14 protein-coding genes and 1 pseudogene are annotated in these 19,434 nt (G+C 72.5%); 3 read left to right on the plus strand and 12 right to left on the minus strand.

All coding sequences use genetic code 11. The features are described 5' to 3' along the window. The 5 genes and pseudogenes from PV342_RS32125 to PV342_RS32145 form a co-directional block, all read right to left on the minus strand. A pseudogene (locus tag PV342_RS32125) lies at positions 1-180 on the minus strand (ketol-acid reductoisomerase); the annotation flags it as partial. Between the two features lie 76 nt (positions 181-256). Beyond that, complete coding sequence (gene ilvN, locus PV342_RS32130) at positions 257-784, minus strand: acetolactate synthase small subunit (RefSeq protein ID WP_400802304.1); 528 nt, start codon at positions 782-784, stop codon at positions 257-259. A gap of 32 nt (positions 785-816) precedes the next feature. Next, positions 817-2,694, minus strand: a complete 1,878-nt coding sequence (locus PV342_RS32135) for an acetolactate synthase large subunit (protein ID WP_400802302.1) — start codon at positions 2,692-2,694, stop codon at positions 817-819. A gap of 212 nt (positions 2,695-2,906) precedes the next feature. Further along, positions 2,907-5,759 (minus strand): putative bifunctional diguanylate cyclase/phosphodiesterase, encoded by a 2,853-nt coding sequence (locus PV342_RS32140; RefSeq protein ID WP_500319749.1) that lies wholly within the window; start codon positions 5,757-5,759, stop codon positions 2,907-2,909. Between the two features lie 272 nt (positions 5,760-6,031). Beyond that, positions 6,032-6,985, minus strand: coding sequence for a 2-hydroxyacid dehydrogenase (locus PV342_RS32145; protein ID WP_500319750.1), 954 nt, complete (start codon positions 6,983-6,985; stop codon positions 6,032-6,034). Positions 6,986-7,041: 56 nt separating this feature from the next. Between PV342_RS32145 and PV342_RS32150 the strand changes: the two genes are divergently transcribed. The 3 genes from PV342_RS32150 (at position 7,042) to PV342_RS32160 (ending at position 9,532) form a co-directional block, all read left to right on the plus strand. Further along, positions 7,042-8,034: an aldo/keto reductase gene (locus PV342_RS32150; protein WP_026251790.1), complete on the plus strand. Its 993-nt coding sequence runs from the start codon at positions 7,042-7,044 to the stop codon at positions 8,032-8,034. A gap of 158 nt (positions 8,035-8,192) precedes the next feature. Further along, entirely contained in the window at positions 8,193-9,341 is a 1,149-nt protein-coding gene (locus PV342_RS32155) for a PQQ-dependent sugar dehydrogenase (RefSeq protein ID WP_400802504.1), read from the plus strand. Between the two features lie 23 nt (positions 9,342-9,364). After that, the gene (locus tag PV342_RS32160; RefSeq protein WP_018563403.1) at positions 9,365-9,532 is read left to right on the plus strand and encodes a DUF6191 domain-containing protein; all 168 of its coding nucleotides are present in this window, start codon (positions 9,365-9,367) and stop codon (positions 9,530-9,532) included. 30 nt (positions 9,533-9,562) lie between these two features. Here the strand turns inward: PV342_RS32160 and PV342_RS32165 are convergent, their stop codons facing one another. From PV342_RS32165 to gatA, 7 genes are all read right to left on the minus strand, one after another. Then, entirely contained in the window at positions 9,563-12,640 is a 3,078-nt protein-coding gene (locus PV342_RS32165; RefSeq protein ID WP_400802297.1) for a helix-turn-helix transcriptional regulator, read from the minus strand. Between the two features lie 50 nt (positions 12,641-12,690). Next, a complete protein-coding gene (locus PV342_RS32170; RefSeq protein WP_361000333.1) occupies positions 12,691-12,891 on the minus strand; it encodes a hypothetical protein in 201 nt (66 codons plus the stop codon). A gap of 179 nt (positions 12,892-13,070) precedes the next feature. Next, positions 13,071-13,709, minus strand: coding sequence for a hypothetical protein (locus tag PV342_RS32175; protein ID WP_400802295.1), 639 nt, complete (start codon positions 13,707-13,709; stop codon positions 13,071-13,073). A gap of 17 nt (positions 13,710-13,726) precedes the next feature. After that, positions 13,727-15,925 carry an MMPL family transporter gene (locus PV342_RS32180; protein WP_400802293.1) on the minus strand — a complete coding sequence of 733 codons (2,199 nt, stop codon included), beginning with the start codon at positions 15,923-15,925 and terminating at the stop codon, positions 13,727-13,729. Positions 15,926-16,169: 244 nt separating this feature from the next. Then, the gene (gene gatB, locus PV342_RS32185) at positions 16,170-17,678 is read right to left on the minus strand and encodes an Asp-tRNA(Asn)/Glu-tRNA(Gln) amidotransferase subunit GatB (protein WP_329185584.1); all 1,509 of its coding nucleotides are present in this window, start codon (positions 17,676-17,678) and stop codon (positions 16,170-16,172) included. 25 nt (positions 17,679-17,703) lie between these two features. After that, the gene (locus PV342_RS32190) at positions 17,704-17,943 is read right to left on the minus strand and encodes a hypothetical protein (RefSeq protein WP_018563409.1); all 240 of its coding nucleotides are present in this window, start codon (positions 17,941-17,943) and stop codon (positions 17,704-17,706) included. Then, entirely contained in the window at positions 17,940-19,433 is a 1,494-nt protein-coding gene (gatA, locus tag PV342_RS32195; RefSeq protein WP_400802290.1) for an Asp-tRNA(Asn)/Glu-tRNA(Gln) amidotransferase subunit GatA, read from the minus strand. Before gatA ends, PV342_RS32190 begins: the two co-directional genes overlap by 4 nt. Position 19,434: the final 1 nt, after the last annotated feature.

Genomic DNA, 19,434 nt, shown 5'->3' on the forward strand with positions numbered 1-19,434 from the left:
CTGCTCCTCGGCCTTCGCCTTGGACTTGGAGCCCTCGTGCAGGCCGACGCGCACATCGACCCCCGAGTCGCGCAGCGACAGCGCGTGCGCGTGGCCCTGGCTCCCGTAGCCGATGACCGCGACCTTGCGGCCCTGGATGATGGACAGGTCGGCGTCGTCGTCGTAGAACAGCTCGGCCACTTCGGGTCTCTCCTTGGTGATCTGGGGGGTTGCCCACACACTACGTCCGCGGGCCGGGATCAAGTCTGGTGTCTCGCTATGCGGTCCGGTCGAGGGCGCGCAGAGAGCGGTCGGTGATCGAGCGTGCTCCCCGCCCGATCGCGATCGTGCCGGACTGGACGAGTTCCTTGATGCCGAAGGGCTCCAGCATCTTCAGCATGGCCTCGAGCTTGTCGGCGCCGCCGGTGGCCTCGATGGTGACCGCCTCGGGCGAGACGTCCACGGTCTTGGCGCGGAACAGCTGGACGATCTCCACGATCTGGGACCGGGACTCGTTGTCGGCGCGCACCTTCACCAGGACCAGCTCGCGCTGGACGGCGGCGGACGGCTCCAGCTCGACGATCTTCAGGACGTTCACCAGCTTGTTGAGCTGCTTGGTGACCTGCTCCAGCGGGAGTTCCTCGATCACGTTCACCACGATGGTGATGCGGGAGATGTCGGCGTGCTCGGTGGTGCCCACGGCGAGGGAGTCGATGTTGAAGCCGCGGCGGGAGAACAGGGCGGTGATCCTGGCCAGGACACCGGGCTTGTTCTCCACCAGGACGGAGAGCGTGTGCTTGGACATGTCGCGTCGTTCCTCTGCTTCTCTCTCGGTCCTCAGTCGTCCGCGGCGTCGCCGAAGTCGGGGCGGACGTCGCGGGCGGCCATGATCTCGTCGTTGGAGGTGCCGGCGGCGACCATCGGCCACACCATGGCGTCCTCGTGGACGATGAAGTCCACGACGACCGGGCGGTCGTTGATGGCGTTGGCCTTCTCGATGACCTCGTCCAGCTCGTCGGGGGACTCGCAGCGCAGGCCCACGCAGCCCATGGCCTCCGACAGCTTCACGAAGTCCGGGACGCGGGTGCCGACCGGCGGAGTCTCGCTGACGCCCTGGTGGGAACCGCGGCCCGCGTTGGTCTCACCGGCGTGCAGGACGGTGTTGGAGTAGCGCTCGTTGTAGAAGAGCGACTGCCACTGCCGGACCATGCCGAGGGCGCCGTTGTTGATGATGGCGACCTTGATCGGGATGTTGTTCAGCGCGCAGGTGACCAGCTCCTGGTTGGTCATCTGGAAGCAGCCGTCGCCGTCGATCGCCCACACGGTCGTACCGGGCCGGCCGGCCTTGGCGCCCATGGCGGCGGGGACGGCGTAGCCCATCGTCCCGGCGCCGCCGGAGTTGAACCAGGTGTTGGGCCGCTCGAAGGAGATGAACTGCGAGGCCCACATCTGGTGCTGCCCGACGCCCGCCGCGAAGAGGGTGCCCTCCGGGGCCAGCTCACCGATCCGCTGGATGACCTGCTGCGGGGACAGGCTGCCGTCCGCGGGCAGGTCGTAGCCGAGCGGGTAGGTGTCGCGCAGGCCGCCCAGCAGCTTCCACCAGTCGGTGTAGTCGCCGCGCCGGCCCGCGTCGTGGTCGGCCTGGACGGCGACGATCAGGTCGGCGATCACCTCACGGGCGTCGCCGACGATCGGCACGTCCGCCACGCGGTTCTTGGAGATCTCGGCCGGGTCGATGTCGGCGTGCACGATCTTGGCGAACGGGGCGAAGGAGTCGAGCTTGCCGGTGACGCGGTCGTCGAAGCGGGCGCCGAGGGCGACGATCAGGTCGGCCTTCTGCAGGGCCGCGACGGCGGAGACCGAGCCGTGCATGCCGGGCATGCCGACGTGCTGGGAGTGGCTGTCGGGGAAGGCGCCCAGCGCCATCAGGGTGGTGGTGACCGGGGCGCCCGTCAGCTCGGCCAGGATGCGCAGTTCCCCGGTGGCGCGGGCCTTGAGGACACCGCCGCCGACGTACAGCACGGGGCGCTTGGCCTCGTTGATCAGCCGGGCGGCCTCGCGGATCTGCTTGGCGTGCGGCTTGGTGACCGGGCGGTAGCCGGGCAGGTCGGTCGCGGGCGGCCAGGAGAACGTGGTCTGCGCCTGCAGGGCGTCCTTGGCGATGTCGACCAGGACCGGGCCGGGGCGGCCGGTGGACGCGATGTGGAAGGCCTCGGCGATGGTGCGGGGGATCTCGTCCGCGTCGGTGACGAGGAAGTTGTGCTTGGTGATCGGCATCGTGATGCCGCAGATGTCCGCCTCCTGGAAGGCGTCGGTGCCGATCGCCTTGGAGGCCACCTGACCGGTGATGGCGACGATGGGGACCGAGTCCATGTGGGCGTCGGCGATCGGGGTGACCAGGTTGGTCGCACCCGGGCCCGAGGTCGCCATGCAGACGCCGACCTTGCCCGTGGCCTGCGCGTAGCCGGTGGCGGCGTGACCGGCGCCCTGCTCGTGCCGGACCAGGACGTGGCGCACCTTGGAGGAGTCCATGAGCGGGTCGTACGCGGGGAGGATGGCACCACCCGGGATACCGAACACGGTGTCGGCCCCGACCGCCTCGAGAGAGCGGATGAGGGACTGGGCGCCCGTGACGCGCTCGGCGGGAGTGGGCTGCGGCGCGGCGCCGCGGGCCCGCGGCTGCGGGTGGTGGGCCCCGGTGGCCTGCTCGGTCATCTGGTTCTCATCTCTCAGGAGTTTGAGGGTGGAGAGGGCGGTATGTCTGGATCCCAGGCAACAAAAAACCCCTCGTGCCGGCAGGCAAGCGAGGGGAGCGCGTCGGTGCGTTCCACGAGGCGGTCAGGGGCCCCGGGTCAGCCGACGCGCTTTCCAAGTACGAGAATTCGGGTGCGCATGGGACTGACCTTCCTCCTCGCGAGCGGGGAGTGTCAAGCGGGTGGGACGGGCGTCTCATTATTTGAGCGTAGCTCGTCCGCCTTCCATGTGCCGCGTACGGAGATCCTGGGGCTGTCCGGCGGGACCGCCCCACCGGGCACGGGATAACTGCCGCGGGTCAGCGAGGAGCGCAGCCGGTGCTCGTCCAGCGGCCCGGAGAACGCCATGCCCTGGCCGTGGGTGCAGTTCATCTCGCGCAGGGCCAGCACCTGCTCGGGGCGGTCCACGCCCTCGGCCACCGAGCGGATCCCGAGGTCCTCGGCGATACGCAGCAGCCCCGCGGTGATCTTCCGCAGCCGCGGGGACTCCGCGACGCCCTCGGTGAGCCCCCGGTCCAGTTTGAGCACGTCGACGGGGAGCCGCCGCAGCGTGTCCATGGGCGCGTAACCGCTGCCGAAGCCCTCCAGGGCGATGCGCACCCCGAGCCGGCTCAGCGCGGTCAGCCGCCGCTCCAGTTCGTCCAGGGAGATCCGCGGGTCCTGGTCGGCGACCTGCAGGACGAGGGAGTCCGGCGGCAACCCGTGCCGTTCGAGCAGGGCCTCCACGTCCTTGGTGGGCAGCTCGCGGTGCATCAGGCGCCGGGTGGACAGCCGTACGGCGACGGGCACCGGACTGCCCGCGGCGTGGCGCAGCGCGGCCTGGCCGACCGCCTCCTCCAGCAGCCAGCGGGCCAGCTGCGCGGTCCGGTCGGTGTCCTCGGCCACCCGCAGGAACTCGGCGGGCGTGAAGAGGATGCCCTGGGCGGACCGCCAGCGGGCCTGCGCCTCGACCGCCGTCACCTCGCCGGTGCCGAGGTCGACCACCGGCTGGTGGAGCAGGGCGAACTCGCCGTCCCGCAGGGCCGTGCGCAGCCGTCCCGCGAGCTCGGCGCGGCGTACGACCTCGGCCTGCATGGCGGGCGCGTACATCTCGACCCGGCCCTTGCCCGCCTGCTTGGCCCGGTACATCGCCAGGTCGGCGTTGCGCAGGAGCTCGCCGGGGCTGACCCCGGGGTCGGCGAAGGCCACGCCGATGCTGGCGGCCACCCGGACCTCGGTGCCGTCCACCCGGTAGGGCTCGGAGAGGGCGGCGCGGAGCCGGTCGGCGACCTCGTGGACCTGGTACTCGCGCAGATGGGGATCGGCGCTGGTGCCGCAGATGAGGGCGGCGAACTCGTCGCCGCCCAGGCGTGCGGTGGTGTCGCCGGCACGCACCGAGTCCTGCAGGCGCCGCGCGGCCTGGACGAGCAGCTCGTCGCCGGCCTGGTGGCCCACGGTGTCGTTGACCGCCTTGAAGCCGTCCAGGTCGATGAAGAGCACCGCCGTGGTGCCGGTGTCGCCGTCGCCGGCCCGGCGGCCGCCGATCGCCTGGCGGATCCGTTCGGTGAACAGGGCCCGGTTGGGCAGGTCGGTGAGCGGGTCGTGCGAGGCGTTGTGCTGCAGCTGCGCTTGGAGCCGCACCCGCTCGGTGACGTCGCGGCTGTTGAAGATCAGGCCGCCCTGGTGGCGGTTGACACTGGACTCGACGTTGAGCCAGCTGCCGTCCCCGTGCCGTATGCGGCACTCGATGCGGGTGGCGGGTTCCTCGGCCGCGTGCGCGGCCAGGAAGCGCCGCACCTCGTGCACCACCCGTCCCAGGTCCTCGGGATGGATGTGGGTGGCGAACTCGGTGCCGACCCACTCCTCGGGGTCGCAGCCGTAGACGCCCTTGGCGGCGGGGCTGACGTAGCGCAGCGCGCCGGTCGGCGAGGCGATCATGATGACGTCGCTGGAGCCCTGCACGAGCGACCGGAAGTGGTTCTCCTTCTGGGCCAGCTCCTGGGTGAGGGCCATGTTGTCCAGCAGCATGATCCCCTGGCGCACCACCAGGGCGAGCACGACGGTGCAGCCGGTCAGGAGGACCACCCGGTCGCTCTTGCGGCCGTCGATGACGTTGTAGAGGATGCCGAGCACGCAGACCGCGGCGGCCAGGTACGGGGTCAGGGCCGCCAGCGACCCGCTCATGCGGCGGCCCTGCTCCTGCTCCCGTTCGGCGGTCCCCCGCTCGGCCGCGACCCGCTCGGCGGTGCCACGCTCGCCGACCCACGGGGCGTAGGCGAGCAGCATGCTGCCCGCGAACCATCCGGCGTCCAGGATCTGGCCGGAGTTGTAGTGCTCGCGCAGCAGGGGCGAGGTGAACAGCGCGTCGCACAGCACGGTGAGGGCCAGCGAGGCGATGGCGGTGTTCACCGCCGCCCGGTTGGCCGAGGACCGCCGGAAGTGCAGCGCCAGCACCATGCTCACCAGCATGATGTCCAGCAGCGGGTACGCCAGGGACAGGGCGATGCGCGCTGTGCTGTGGCCCTCCCACAGGGCCGTCTGGGCCAGGGCGAGGGTCCAGGAGAGGGTCAGCAGGGAGCCGCCGATGAGCCAGGCGTCCAGTCCGAGGCAGACCCAGCCGGCCCGGGTGACCGGCCGCTTGGCGAGCACGAGCAGCCCGATGATGGCGGGAGGGGCGAAGAGCAGGAAGCAGAAGTCGGCGACCGAGGTGCGCGGCACGTCGCCCCTCAGCACGACCTCGTACCAGCCCCAGATGCCGTTGCCGAGCGCCACCATGGCGGAGGAGACGGCGAACAGCGCCCAGGCGGGGCGGTACCGGTCGGTGGTGGCCCTGCGGACGTAGACCAGGCAGGAGACGGCGGCGGCCAGCGCCGCCACGGAGAGCCCGAAGTCGCCCATGACCAGGGCCAGCCCGGTGGAACCGCCCCACCCGAAGGCCGACCCGACGGCGTACCCGCCGCAGAGTACGGCCAGCAGCATCTGGGGCAGCAGGCCCGTCCGGTTGCCCGGCGCGGAGGCCTGCGAGAGGACCGCACCGGGCGCGCTCACGGTGTCGTCCCCTGGGACCGTGAACGTCCCCGGCACGGTGTGCCGTGGTCCAGCGTCGGATGCTTTCTCCATTGGCCGTGCATCGCCCGTCGCCCCCCATCAAGTCCTGAGTCGTCCCACGCCCGTTCGCGGCTCGCCGAGCCACGCCGGTCGTGTTCCCCCAGTGCGGGACGATACACCAGTTCAGTCACTCAGGGACATAGTTCCTCTACACAGCGTGACCACGCGTAGCGTCCTGCCCCACGCGTGCGGCACCAGGTGCCATGGCGTTCTCAGGTGGTCAGGACGACGTTGGCGAGGTCCTCGCCGGCCGCGAAACGGCGCAGTTGCTCGCGGAGCAGCCGCTTCGCCCTGGGCAGGAAGGCAGAGGTGCTGCCTCCGACGTGCGGGCTGATCAGGACGCCCGGCGCGTGCCACAGCGGGTGCCCCGGCGGCAGCGGCTCCGGATCGGTGACATCGAGTGCCGCCAGCAGCCGCCCGGCCTCCAGTTCCTCGAGGAGCGCCTTGGTGTCGACCACGGGTCCGCGCGCGACGTTCACCAGCAGGGCCCCGTCCTTCATCCCGGCCAGGAACCCGGCGTCGGCCAGATGGCGGGTGTCCGGGGTGAGCGGGGTCGACAGCACGACCACGTCCGCCTGCGGCAGGAGCGCGGGCAGGTCCTTCAGGGCGTGCACGGGGCCGCGCGGGGATCGCCGGGCCAGCCGGGCGACCCGTGTGACGTGGCATTCGAACGGCGTGAGCCGGTCCTCGATGGCGGCGCCGATCGATCCGTAGCCGACGATGAGCACCTGCTTGTCGGCGAGGGCCGGGTAGACGCCCGCGTGCCACTCCTCGGCGTCCTGACCGCGCACGAAGCGGGGGATGCCGCGCAGGGCCGCCAGGGTGAGCGCGACGGCCAGTTCCGCGGTGCTCGCCTCGTGCACCCCGCGGGCGTTGCACAGCCGCACCCCCGCGGGGAGCTGCTGGAGGAACGGCGTGACGTGGTCGACGCCCGCGGTGAGCGTCTGCACGACCCTCACCCCGGACATGCGCGGCAGCGGGCGGCCCGCGACCTCCGGCCCCTTCATGTAGGGCACCACGTAGAACGCGGCGTCGGCGGGGTCGGCCGGGAACTCCCCGTCGCCGTCCCAGTGGAGGTAGTCGAGTTCGGCGGGGAGCCCTTCGACGTCGTCTGCGGGAATCGGGAGCCAGACCGTGGGGCGGTGGTTCCGGGTGATGTCAGCCATGGTCAGGAGGCTATGGCACAGTGGGGCGGCGCGAGAGGTCAGCGGAGGTCAGCCAGGTGGAGCGCAGGACGGTCGGATCAGCGGCTCTGGAGGTGGGCGCCGTCGGCCTGGGATGCATGCCGATGAGCTGGGCCTACACGGCGTCCCGGCAGGACGGCGAATCGTCACTGCGGGCCGTGCACACGGCGGTCGACCACGGCACGACGCTGCTGGACACCGCCGACATGTACGGGCCGTTCACCAACGAGCTGCTGCTGGGGCGGGTGCTGAAGGAGCGTCGCCGGGAGGTCTTCGTCTCCACCAAGTGCGGACTGCTCGTCGGCGAGCAGCACCTGGTGGCCAACGGCCGCCCCTCGTACGTGAAGCGGGCCTGCGACGCGTCGCTGCGCCGGCTGCAGACCGACGTGATCGACCTCTACCAGCTGCACCGCGCCGACCCCGAGGTCCCGGTCGAGGAGACGTGGGGCGCGATGGCGGAACTGGTCGCGGCGGGCAAGGTGCGCGCCCTGGGGTGGTGCGCGGTGGGCGCCCGGGCGGCCCGGCGCGCGGGCGCGGGTATATACGACGAGACACTGCGGCAGCTGCGCCGCGCCCAGCAGGTCTTCCCGGTGAGCTGCGTGCAGGCGGAGCTGTCGGTGTGGTCGCCCGAGGCGCTGGCCGAGCTGCTGCCGTGGTGCACGCAGCGCGGGGTCGGCTTCATGGCCGCGATGCCCCTCGGCAACGGCTTCCTGACGGGCACGCTCACCCCCGGCCAGGGCTTCGAGCCCGACGACGTACGGGCCCGCCATCCCCGATTCACCGCCGAGATGATGGCCGCGAACCAGCCGATCGTCGCGGGGCTGCGGAGGGTCGCCGAGGTGCACGGCGCGACGCCCGCGCAGGTCGCGCTGGCATGGGTGCTGGCACAGGGGCGGCAGGTCGTGCCGATACCCGGGGCGAAGCAGCAACGCTGGACGGCGGAGAACGCCGGGGCCGCGGAACTGCGCCTGACCGAGGAGGACTTCGCGGAGATCGCGGCGCTGCCGCCGGCGCGGGGCTCCTGGGACTGAGGTGGCCACCGGGGCTGACGGGGCCGGTCGGCCGCGGGAGATCCACGGTCCGCGGTGGGAACCGCCAAGGGCCGGGCGGTGTAGTGATGGATGTGATGTTCTTGGAGTCCGAGCCGGAGAACCCCCGGGAGGGAAGCGTGGGACGCCGTGCCGCCGTCGTGACCGCCGCGCTGGCCAGTGCCGCGCTGCTCGCCACCGGATGTTCCCAGGACGGTGGTTCCGCCCCGGCTCCCCCGGCCTCCGCCTCCGCCTCCGCGTCGGCACCGGCGTCCGCACCGGCCTCCGGCGGCACCGACGAGCCCTCGGCCCCGGCGAAGGGCACGGCGGAGGTGACCGGCACGGTCGCCACCGGGCTCACGACCCCGTGGGGCGTGGTCGCGCTGGCGGAGGGCGATCTGCTCGTGGCCTCCCGCGACACCGGAAGCATCGTCCGGGTGGCCGCGGGCAGCGGCCGCACGAACACCGTCGGCACGGTGCCCGGGGTCTCCTCGGGAGGCGAGGGCGGGCTGCTCGGTCTCGCCGTCTCCCGGGACTTCGCCACCGACCACCTGGTGTACGCGTACTTCACGACCGACTCGGACAACCGCATCGCGCGCATGCTCTACGACCCGGCGAAGCCGGCCGGGGAACAACTGGGCGCGCCGGACACGATCCTGCGCGGCATCCCGCACGGCGCCATCCACAACGGCGGGCGGATCGCCTTCGGCCCCGACGGCATGCTCTACGCGGGCACGGGCGAGAGCGGCGAACGCGGTCTGGCGCAGGACAGGAAGTCCCTGGGCGGCAAGATCCTGCGGATGACGCCCGACGGTGAGCCCGTGCACGGCAATCCGGAGGCGGACTCCGTCGTCTACTCCTACGGCCACCGCAATGTGCAGGGCCTGGCCTGGGACAGCCGGGGAAGGCTGTGGGCCGCGGAGTTCGGGCAGGACACCTGGGACGAGCTCAATCTGATCGAGCCGGGGAAGAACTACGGATGGCCCGTCGTGGAAGGCCTCGCCCACCGTGACGGCTACGCCGACCCCGTCGCGCAATGGCGCACCGACGACGCCTCGCCCAGCGGCATCGCCTACGCGGACGGCTCGATCTGGATGGCCTCGCTGCGCGGCGCCCGCCTGTGGCGGATCCCGTTGGTCGGGACGAAGGCCGCGGCCGACCCGCAGGCCTTCCTCGTCGGCGAGTACGGCCGCCTCCGCACCGTCCTCGCCGATCCGGACGGCGGACTTCTGCTGACCACCAGCAACACCGACGGCCGCGGCGATCCCCGCAAGGGCGACGACCGCATCCTGCGGCTGCGGGTGAGCTGACCCGACGACACCCTGGGGGTGCGATGTTCAACGCGCTGGACGAGCTGTTCGCTCCGGGCCGCAGGCACGCCGAGGACGAACGCAACCGCCTGGAACTGGTGCGTGACGAGGAGGGGGACGCCGATCCCGGCCGGGGCCCGGTCGACCTGGACTCGGGCGCCGTCCTGATACGTCCGCCGCGGGCCGGCTAGCCCTGCCCCTGCCTGCCGCGGGGGCGGGACTCAGCCCGGCTGACCGGCGAACAGCCGCAGCCGGTGAGCGAGCGCGGCCGCCTCGCCGCGGCCCGAGACGCCGAGCTTGGCAAGGATGTTGGAGACGTGCACGCTGGCGGTCTTCGGCGAGATGAACAGTTCCTCGGCGATGCGGCGGTTGGTGTAGCCGGCGGCGACGCGGCGCAGCACCTCACGCTCGCGCGCCGTCAGGCCGAAGGGCTCCGGCTCCTCGGCGGCCTCGGGGGCGGCGGCCGCCTCCGGTTCCTCCAGCGCCAGCCGGCCCCGCCGGGCGAGCAGCCGGACGGCGTCGCGCAGCGGGACGGCGCCCAGGGAGTCGGCGACCTCGCCCGCCCGGCGCAGCAGGGCGGCCGCGCGGTCGCGGGCGCCGGGCTCGTGCAGGGCGAGCAGGGCCTCGGCGTGCCGGAGCCGTACCAGGGCGAGCGGGTAAGGGCGGTCGAGGGCGGTGTACGCCGCCTCGGCGGCCGCCCAGGGCTCGGGGCCCGTGCCCCCCTCGGCGCGCAGCAGTTCCGCCTCGACGAACAGGGCGTGGGCGGCCCACACCGGGGACAACCGGGGCAGCCGGCCCGCCGCCTTGCGTATCAGGGCGAGCATCTCGGCGCGTCCCGCCTCCGCGCCGGGCAGCCCCAGGGCGTCCGCCTCGACGGTCGCCGCGGTGTGCAGCATGGGCCAGACGTAGCGGTGGAACGCGGGCGGGAACCCGGCCTCCAGGGCGGCCCGTACCGCGGCCCTCGCCTCCAGGAAGCGTCCCCGCCCGGCGGCGACGGCGATGGTCAGATGGCGCAGCGGCAGGGTGTTCTGCGGCTGGTGGTCCTGGGGGCCCAGATGGTCCCGTGCGGCGGCGACCTCGGCCTCGGCGCGGTCGTACTCCCCGCGTCGCACGGCGACATGGGCCAGCAGGGTCGCGGCCCAGCCGAGGTACAGGGCGTGGTTCGTGTTCTCCCGGCCGCGGGCGGCGACCTCGACCGCCTCGTCCCAGCGGCCGAGGGCGAGCAGGGACTCGGCCTGGTTGGCGGAGGCGAAGGTGACGCCGTCGCGCAGCCCGTGGCGGGTGGCGCTCTCCACTCCCCTGCGGGCCACCGCGATCGCCTCCTCCGAGCGGCCCACGGCCTCCAGCAGGGCGGCGAGGTTGGCGTCGGTGTTCACCGTGAGGCTGCCGTACCGTGCGGCGGCGGCCCGTGCGCGGGCGGCCTCCAGTTCGGCGATGCCCGCGTCGGCGTCACCGGCGTCGGCGAGCAGGATGCCCAGGGTGACGCGGGCGTGCAGTTCGGTCTCCTCGGCGCCGACCAGCCGGGCCAGTTCGATGGCGCGCTCCGCCGTGGCGATGCTGTCCGGCCCCGGGTCGTGCATCATGTCCCAGCCGGCGGCGCTCTCCAGCACCTCGGCGTGGACCGCTGACGGCGGCAGCCCCCGGACGAGTTCCTGGGCCTCGGCGATCTCGGCCCAGCCGTCGCCGCGGCCCATGGCGACCATCAGCCGGGAGCGCTGGATCCAGAACCAGGCGGCGCGCAGCGGGTCGCCGGAGCGCTCCAGCAGCCGCAGCGCCCGCTTGGTGACCTCGTAGGCGCCCTCGCGGTCGGCGCTCAGGCGCGCGGCCACGGTCGTCTCGGCGAGCAGGTCCATGTACTGCAGGGGCGCGCCGTCCGGGTGGCAGCCGCCGGGGTCCCCGGTGCCGAAGGCCAGGGTCGCGGGCGGGAAGACCTCGACGTAGTCGACCGGCCGCAGTTCCTCGCGGACGTCCACGGGGGTGTCGTCCCACAGTTCCAGGGCGCGTTCGAGCAGCCGGTGCTGTTCGGCGTAGGCGTGACGGCGCCGCGCCTCGACGGAGGCGGCCAGCACGGCGGGCAGCGCCTTGGCGGGCTCGTGGGCGTGGTACCAGTAACTGGCCAGCCTGGCGGGGAGTTCGTCGGCGGGCACCAGAGCGGGGTCGGTCTCCAGGGCCCGCGCGTAGCGGCGGTTGATGCGGCTGCGCTCGCCGGGCAGCAGGTCGTCGCCGACGGCCTCGCGGACCAGCGAGTGCCGGAAGCGGTAGCCGTCGCCGTCGTCGGTGGGCAGCAGGATCTTGGCGCCCACGGCGGAGCGCAGGGCCTCGATGAGGTCGTCCTCGCCGAGCCCGGCGACGGCCTCCAGCAGCCGGTACTCGACGGCGGAGCCGCCCTCGGCGACGACGCGGGCGACGCGCTGCGCGGTCTCGGGCAGTGTCTCGACGCGGACGAGCAGCAGGTCGCGCAGGCTGTCGCTGAGTCCGGTGCGGCAGCCCTGGGTGATGCTGCAGGCCAGTTCCTCGACGAAGAAGGGGTTGCCGTCGGAGCGGCCGAAGACCCGGTCGACCAGGCTCGGGGAGGGCTCGGAGTCGAGGATGCCGGCGACCTGGGCGCGGACCTCGGCGCGGGTGAAGCGGGACAGTTCGAGGCGCGCGACGGAACGCATCCGGTCGAGTTCGGCGAGGAAGGGCCGCAGCGGGTGGCGCCGGTGGATGTCGTCGGAGCGGTAGGTCGCCAGGACGACGAGCCGGCCGCGGGAGAGCGAGCGCAGCAGGTAGCCGAGGAGTTCGCGGGTCGAGCGGTCGGCCCAGTGCAGGTCCTCCAGCGCGACGACGAGCGTGCGCTCCTCCGAGAGCCGTTCCAGCAGCCGCGAGGTGAGCTCGAAGAGCCGGGCGCGGCCGTGCTCGTCGCGCTGGTCCGCGAGCGGATCGGGACCGTCCGACCCGCCCAGCCCCGGGAGCAGGCGGGCGAGTTCGGTCTCGCTGCCGGCGGCCGCGGCGACGAGTTCGTCGCCGAGCCGGCGGTGCAGGGCGCGCAGGATCGTCGCGACGGGCGCGAACGGCAGCCCGTCCGCGCCGATCTCCACGCAGGCGCCGACGGCGGTGACGGTCGCCGGTCCGTCCTCGGCCGCGGCGAGGAACTCCTCGACGAGCCGGGTCTTGCCGACGCCGGCCTCGCCGCCGATCACCAGTGCCTGCGGCTCGCCCGCATGAGCGCGGGCGAGCGCGGTGGTGAGGCGGGTCAGTTCGCGGGTGCGTCCGATGAACACCGGGCTGACCGACTGGTTCTGCACGGTCCCGAGCATCGCACGGGGCCCTGACGGCGCGGTACCTGTTTCCACCGGCACCGCGGTGCTCATCCGGCGGCCCTCAGCCGCCGGATGAGCCGGCCGGCCCTCCTGGCGTGCCGCCTTCCCTCGTCGTGGCCGGCGGCGGTCGCACGGCGGCCGGCGGCGGCGCGGGCGGCCTCGCGTGCCTGACGGGCCAGGCGGTACCGGGCGGCCTCGCGCAGCAGTTGCTCCGCCTTTTCACGGCCCAGCAGTTCGTGGGTGTACATCCGTTGCTCCTCGGGTTCGGGACCGATGGTCCGGAGGTCTTCTCCGTGCCATCAGCCTCGTCCCCAAGGGGGGTGGGCCACATCGGGCAACCGCCCAGGCTTCGGGGGTGCGGACGCCTTAGTCCGCGCGGCGGACCGCTCAGGCCGCCGGGACCCGGGCGCCGCCCTCCTCCAAGGCCTCAGCCGCCGGACGAGACCGGGGTCCCGGCCACGCTCGGCAGCCCCCCGAAGAGGTCGAACCACGTCCCGGCGGCGACGCACAGGCCGAGCACGCCGAGGGCGAGACCGCCCCAGGCGACCGCGCGCACCCACGGCGCGGCGTTCCGGCCGGCGAGCAGCACGGCGCCGAGGACGACGAGGGCGGCCAGCGCGCAGACGCCGTTGACGGCGGCCGTGGTGTGCCAAGGCGCGCCGTATATCTGCTCGATCTGCTGGGCGGGGCTGCCCGAGGAGGTGTTGATCTGCCCGATCAGCTGTCGCCGCTCGGCCAGTACCGTGCCCAGCCAGGTTCCGGTGAGGGACGCGAGGCCGAGGGCGGCGCCGACGACGGCCGCCGCACCGGGGACGACCCCGGCGGGGGCGGCGGGGGCGTCCGCACTGCCGGGGGTCTCCGGTTCGTCGACGTCGTCGGGATCGTCGAGGTCCTGCGGCTCGCCGGTCGTGGCGGGCGCGGTGCCGGGCGACGCCGTTTCGGGTGCGGTCTCGGGCGCGGTCCCGGGCGCGGTCGCGTCCGTCGCGCCGTCGTCCCCGGTCCGGTCGGGCCCGCGGTCCGCGTCGAGTTCGCCGGCTTCCGGCCCGTGGGTCTTGGTGGTCTCCATGGGCGGCAACCGTACGGTCAGATTATGAGAGCCTTCTGAGAGTCGGCCTCGTCCGCGGCGGCCGGAGCGGGTTCCGCCGGGCCCTCGATGCAGATCCGCGGCAGCCGGCGCTCCAGCCACTTGGGCAGCCACCAGTTCCAGTCGCCCAGCGTGTGCATCAGCGCCGGTACGAGCAGCGTCCGCAGGATGAAGGCGTCGAGTGCGACGGCGGCCGCCAGCCCGATGCCGAACATCGCGATCACGCGGTCGCCGCTGAGCACGAAGGCCAGGAAGACGGAGATCATGATGACCGCGGCCGAGTTGATCACGCGGCTGGTCTCCGCGAGGCCGACCCGGACCGCGCGGCGGTTGTCACGGGTCTCGCGCCACTCCTCGTAGATGCGGCTGACGAGGAAGACCTGGTAGTCCATGGAGAGCCCGAAGAGCACCGAGACCATGATCACCGGCAGGAAGGGCTCGATGGGGCCGGCCGCCCCCAGCCCCAGCAGCTCGCTCCCCCAGCCCCACTGGAAGATCGCGACCACGATGCCGAAGGACGAGGCGACGGCGGCGATGTTCATGACCGCGGCCTTGAGCGGAATGCCGAAGCTGCGGAAGGCCAGCAGCAGCAGTACGCAGCCCAGGCCGATGACGGAGCCCACGAAGAGCGGCAACTTGCCGACGATCACCGAGGCGAAGTCCGCGTAGCCCGCGGTGACACCGCCGACGTACACCTGCAGGGAGGTGCCCTCGGTGGCCTCGGGGATGACGTCCTCGCGCAGGTGGGTGACGAGCCGGTCGGTGGCCTGGTCCTGCGGGGACGTGGTGGGGACGACGTCGATGACGTCCGGCCCGCTGCCGTGCTGCGGCTGCTCCATGTGCACCGCGGCGACGCCCTCGGTGCGCGCCAGGACGGCGGTGAGCTGCTCCAGCGCCGCGCGGTCGGCGGCGTCACCGGACGTGGCGACCAGTTGCAGCGGGCCGTTGAAGCCCGGCCCGAAGCCCTCGGAGAGCATGTCGTACGCCTGGCGGGTGGTGGTGCCCGCGGCGCTGTTGCCCTGGTCGGAGGCGCCCAGGTGCAGGGAGGTCGTGGGCAGGGCCAGCACGAGCATCACGACGGCGGCGACCGCTCCGAGCACCTTGGGGTGCCGTTCGACGAAGGCGGACCAGCGGGCCGCGAAACCGGTCGGCAGTTCGGGCGACGGCCCGTGCTCGACGAGCCGGCGCCGCTCCCGGCGGCTGAGCGCCTTCATCCCGATGGTGCCCAGCAGTGCGGGCAGCAGCGTCACCGATGCGGCGACGGTGAGGATCACGGTGAGGGAGGCGGCGATCGCGACGCCGTTGAGGAAGGACAGCCGCAGGATCAGCATGCCGAGCAGGGCCACACAGACCGTGCCGCCGGCGAAGACCACCGCCCGGCCGGTCGTGGCGACCGCCTGCTCGGCGGCCTCGCGTACGGGCAGTCCCTGCTTGAGGCCTCTGCGGTGGCGGGTGACGATGAACAGGGCGTAGTCGATGCCGACGCCCAGGCCGATGAGCATGCCGAGCATCGGCGCGAAGTCGGCGACCCTGATCAGGTGGCCGAGCAGCTCGATCGCCATGTACGCGGTGCCCACGCTGACCAGCGCGGTGATGATCGGCATGAACATCGCGAAGAGCGAGCCGAAGGCCACCAGCAGCACCACGGCCGCCACGGCGACGCCCACGGCCTCGCTCATGTGCCCGCCGCCGCCCTCGGTGAGCGCGATGGCGCCACCACCCAGGGCGACCTGGGTGTTGTCGTCGGCGGCGGCCCTCGCGGTGTCGACGACCTTGCGCACCTGGTCGGCGTGCAAGTCGTCCGTGGGCCTGTCGAACATCACGGTCGCGTAGGCGGTGTGCCCGTCCTGACTGATCTGCGCGGCGCCCTCGGTGCCGTAGGGGCTGGTCACCGAGGCGACCCCGGGGAGTTCGGTCACCTTGTCCAGCGTGCCCGTCAGCCGCTCCCTGACGGACGCGACGCCGACGGTTCCCTTGTCGGTGTGCCAGACGATCGTGTCGCTGTCGCCGGCCGAGCCCGGGAAGGCCTCCTTCAGCAGGGCGGTGGCCTTGCTGGAGTCGGTGCCCTTGATGTCGTAGTCGTTCGAGTAGGCGGACCCGGCGACCAGGGCGGCCGTGGACAGACCGAGCAGGGCGACGAGCCACAGCAGGACGACGGCGAGACGGCGGTCGAGGCACCAGCGGGCAAGGGCGGCCATGGCTCTCCCTGGGGTTGCGCGGATCTTTCAGGCCGGCGAAGAGCCCGCAAAGAACACAACTCGTACGTCCTCGACTGAACCAGGAAGAAAAGATCGTTGGCCGCGTTCGTGCGCCGAATCACACTCCGTGAGGGGAATTTATCTCGCCCTTACAAGCGGCGGACCCGCGACGACGCGGAAGGGGCGGGCCCCCGGCCGGGAGCCCGCCCCTTCAGTGCCGACCTGCTGTGACGGCCGCTTCGGATCAGCCCTGGACGCCCAGCTTCTCCAGCACGAGCTCGCGCACACGCTTGGCGTCGGCCTGGCCGCGGGTGATCTTCATGACCGCGCCGATGAGTGCGCCCGCCGCCGCGAGGTTGCCGCCGCGGATCTTGTCGGCGACGGCGGCGTTGGCCGCGATGGCCTCGTCGACGGCCGCGCCGAGCGCGCCCTCGTCCGAGACGACCTTCAGGCCGCGCTTGTCCACGACCTCGTCCGGCTCACCCTCGCCGGCCAGCACGCCCTCGATGACCTGGCGGGCCAGCTTGTCGTTGAGCGAGCCCTCGGCCACCAGCGCCGCCACCCGGGCCACCTGGGCCGGGGTGATGGGCAGGGCGCCCAGTTCCACGCCGTCCTCGTTGGAACGGCGGGCCAGCTCGCCCATCCACCACTTGCGTGCGGCGGCCGCGTCGGCGCCCGCCTCCATGGTGGCGACGATCAGGTCGATCGCGCCGGCGTTGAGCACCGACTGCATCTCGTGGTCGGAGATGCCCCAGTCCTTCTGCAGACGCCCGCGGCGTACCCGCGGGAGCTCGGGCAGACCGGCCCGCAGCTCCTCGACCCACTCGCGGGCCGGGGCGACGGGGACGAGGTCGGGCTCCGGGAAGTACCGGTAGTCCTCCGCCTCCTCCTTGATGCGGCCGGAGGTGGTGGAGCCGGTGTCCTCGTGGAAGTGCCGGGTCTCCTGGACGATCGTGCCGCCCGAGGAGAGCACGGCCGCGTGCCGCTGGATCTCGAAGCGGACGGCCCGCTCGACGCTGCGCAGCGAGTTCACGTTCTTGGTCTCGCTGCGGGTGCCGAACTTCTCCCGGCCGACGGGGCGCAGCGACAGGTTGACGTCGCAGCGCATCTGGCCCATCTCCATACGGGCCTCGGAGACGCCCAGCGCCTTGATCAGCTCGCGCAGCTCGGTCACGTACGCCTTGGCGACCTCGGGCGCGCGCTCACCGGCGCCCTCGATCGGCTTGGTGACGATCTCGATCAGCGGGATGCCGGCCCGGTTGTAGTCCAGCAGCGAGTGCGAGGCGCCGTGGATTCGGCCGGTGGCGCCGCCCACGTGCGTGGACTTGCCGGTGTCCTCCTCCATGTGGGCGCGCTCGATCTCCACACGGAAGACCTCGCCGTCCTCCAGCTGGACGTCCAGATAGCCGTTGAAGGCGATCGGCTCGTCGTACTGGGAGGTCTGGAAGTTCTTCGGCATGTCCGGATAGAAGTAGTTCTTCCGGGCGAAGCGGCACCACTGAGCGATCTCGCAGTTGAGCGCGAGGCCGATCTTGATGGCCGACTCGACGCCGGCCGCGTTGACGGCCGGCAGCGCGCCGGGCATGCCCAGGCACACCGGGCACACCTGGCTGTTGGGCTCGGCGCCGAGTGTCGTCGAGCAGCCGCAGAACATCTTTGTCTTGGTGCCGAGCTCGACGTGGACCTCGAGGCCCATCACCGGGTCATAGGACGCGAGCGCGTCCTCGTACGACACCAGGTCCGTGACGGTCACAGTCTTGATACCTCTCAGTTCCCCGTCAGGACGACAACACGTCGTCGTCGCCGAGCCGGCGCAGCTGGCGGAGCAGCAGGGCGACGCCGGTGGCGATCGCCGCGGCGCTGACCACCGCGTCGATCAGCAGCAGCGTGTCGCTCTCCGCGCGGCCCCGCTTCATCTGCCGTGCCACACCGACCGCGCCGAAGAGCGTCGTGCCGATCGACAGGTAGGTTCCGGACTTGCTCTTCTTGAAGCCCTTGGCCTTCTCGAGCTTGCTCACAGGATCGGTGCCTCCTCCAGCAGCGGGTGCCCCCAGCGTGCGGTGAACGCCGCCTCGACGGCCGCACCGACACGGTAGAGGCGGTCGTCGGCCATGGCCGGGGCGATGATCTGCAGACCGACCGGGAGCCCGTCCTCGGAAGCGAGGCCGCAGGGCACCGACATGGCGGCGTTGCCCGCCAGGTTGGCCGGGATGGTGCACAGGTCGGCGAGGTACATCGCCATCGGGTCGTCCACGCGCTCGCCGATCGGGAACGCGGTGGTGGGGGTGGTCGGCGAGATCACCACGTCGACCTGCTGGAAGGAGCGCTCGAAGTCCCTGGAGATCAGGGTGCGGACCTTCTGGGCGCTGCCGTAGTACGCGTCGTAGTAGCCGGAGCTGAGCGCGTACGTGCCGAGCATGATGCGGCGCTTGACCTCGGGGCCGAAGCCGGCCTCGCGGGTGAGGGCGGTGACGTCCTCGGCGCTGCGGGTGCCGTCGTCGCCGACCCGCAGGCCGTAGCGCAGGCCGTCGAACCGGGCCAGGTTGGACGAGCACTCGGACGGCGCGATCAGGTAGTACGCGGCGAGGGCGTACTCGAAGGACGGGCAGGACAGCTCGACGACCTCGGCGCCGAGCTCGCGCAGCAGCTCGACGGACTCGTTGAACCGCTCCATGACGCCGGGCTGGTAGCCCTCGCCCGCGAACTCCTTGATGACGCCGACCCGCAGGCCCTTGACGTCGGCGTTGCGCGCGGCCTCGACGACCGGCGGGACGGGGGCGTCGATGGAGGTGGAGTCCATCGGGTCGTAGCCCGCGATGACCTCGTGCAGCAGCGCCGCGTCCAGCACGGTGCGGGCGCAGGGGCCGCCCTGGTCCAGCGAGGAGCTGAAGGCGACCATGCCGTAGCGGGAGACGCCGCCGTAGGTGGGCTTGACGCCGACCGTGCCGGTGACGGCGGCCGGCTGGCGGATGGAGCCGCCGGTGTCGGTGCCGATGGCCAGCGGGGCCTGGAAGGAGGCCAGGGCGGCGGAGGAGCCGCCGCCGGAGCCGCCGGGGATGCGGGTGAGGTCCCACGGGTTGCCGGTGGGGCCGTAGGCGCTGTTCTCGGTGGAGGACCCCATGGCGAACTCGTCCATGTTGGTCTTGCCGAGGATGACGATGCCGGCCTGCTTGAGGCGGGCGGTCAGCGTCGCGTCGTACGGCGGGATCCAGCCCTCGAGGATCTTGGAGCCGACGGTCGTCGGGATGCCCTTGGTGGTGAAGATGTCCTTCAGCGCCAGCGGGACGCCCGCGAGCGGGCCGAGCTTCTCGCCCGCGGCACGCTTGTCGTCGACGGCCTTGGCGGCCTTCAGGGCGCCCTCGGTGTCGACGTGCAGGAAGGCGTGGACCTTCTCGTCGACCGCGCCGATGCGGTCGAGGTGGGCCTGGGCGACCTCGACGGCGGACGTCTCGCCGGAGGCGACGGCGGCCGCGGTCTGCGCGGCGGTGAGCCTGGTCAGATCGGTCATC

The sequence above is a fragment of the Streptomyces sp. PA03-3a genome (assembly GCF_033792735.1).
Taxonomy (GTDB): domain Bacteria; phylum Actinomycetota; class Actinomycetes; order Streptomycetales; family Streptomycetaceae; genus Actinacidiphila.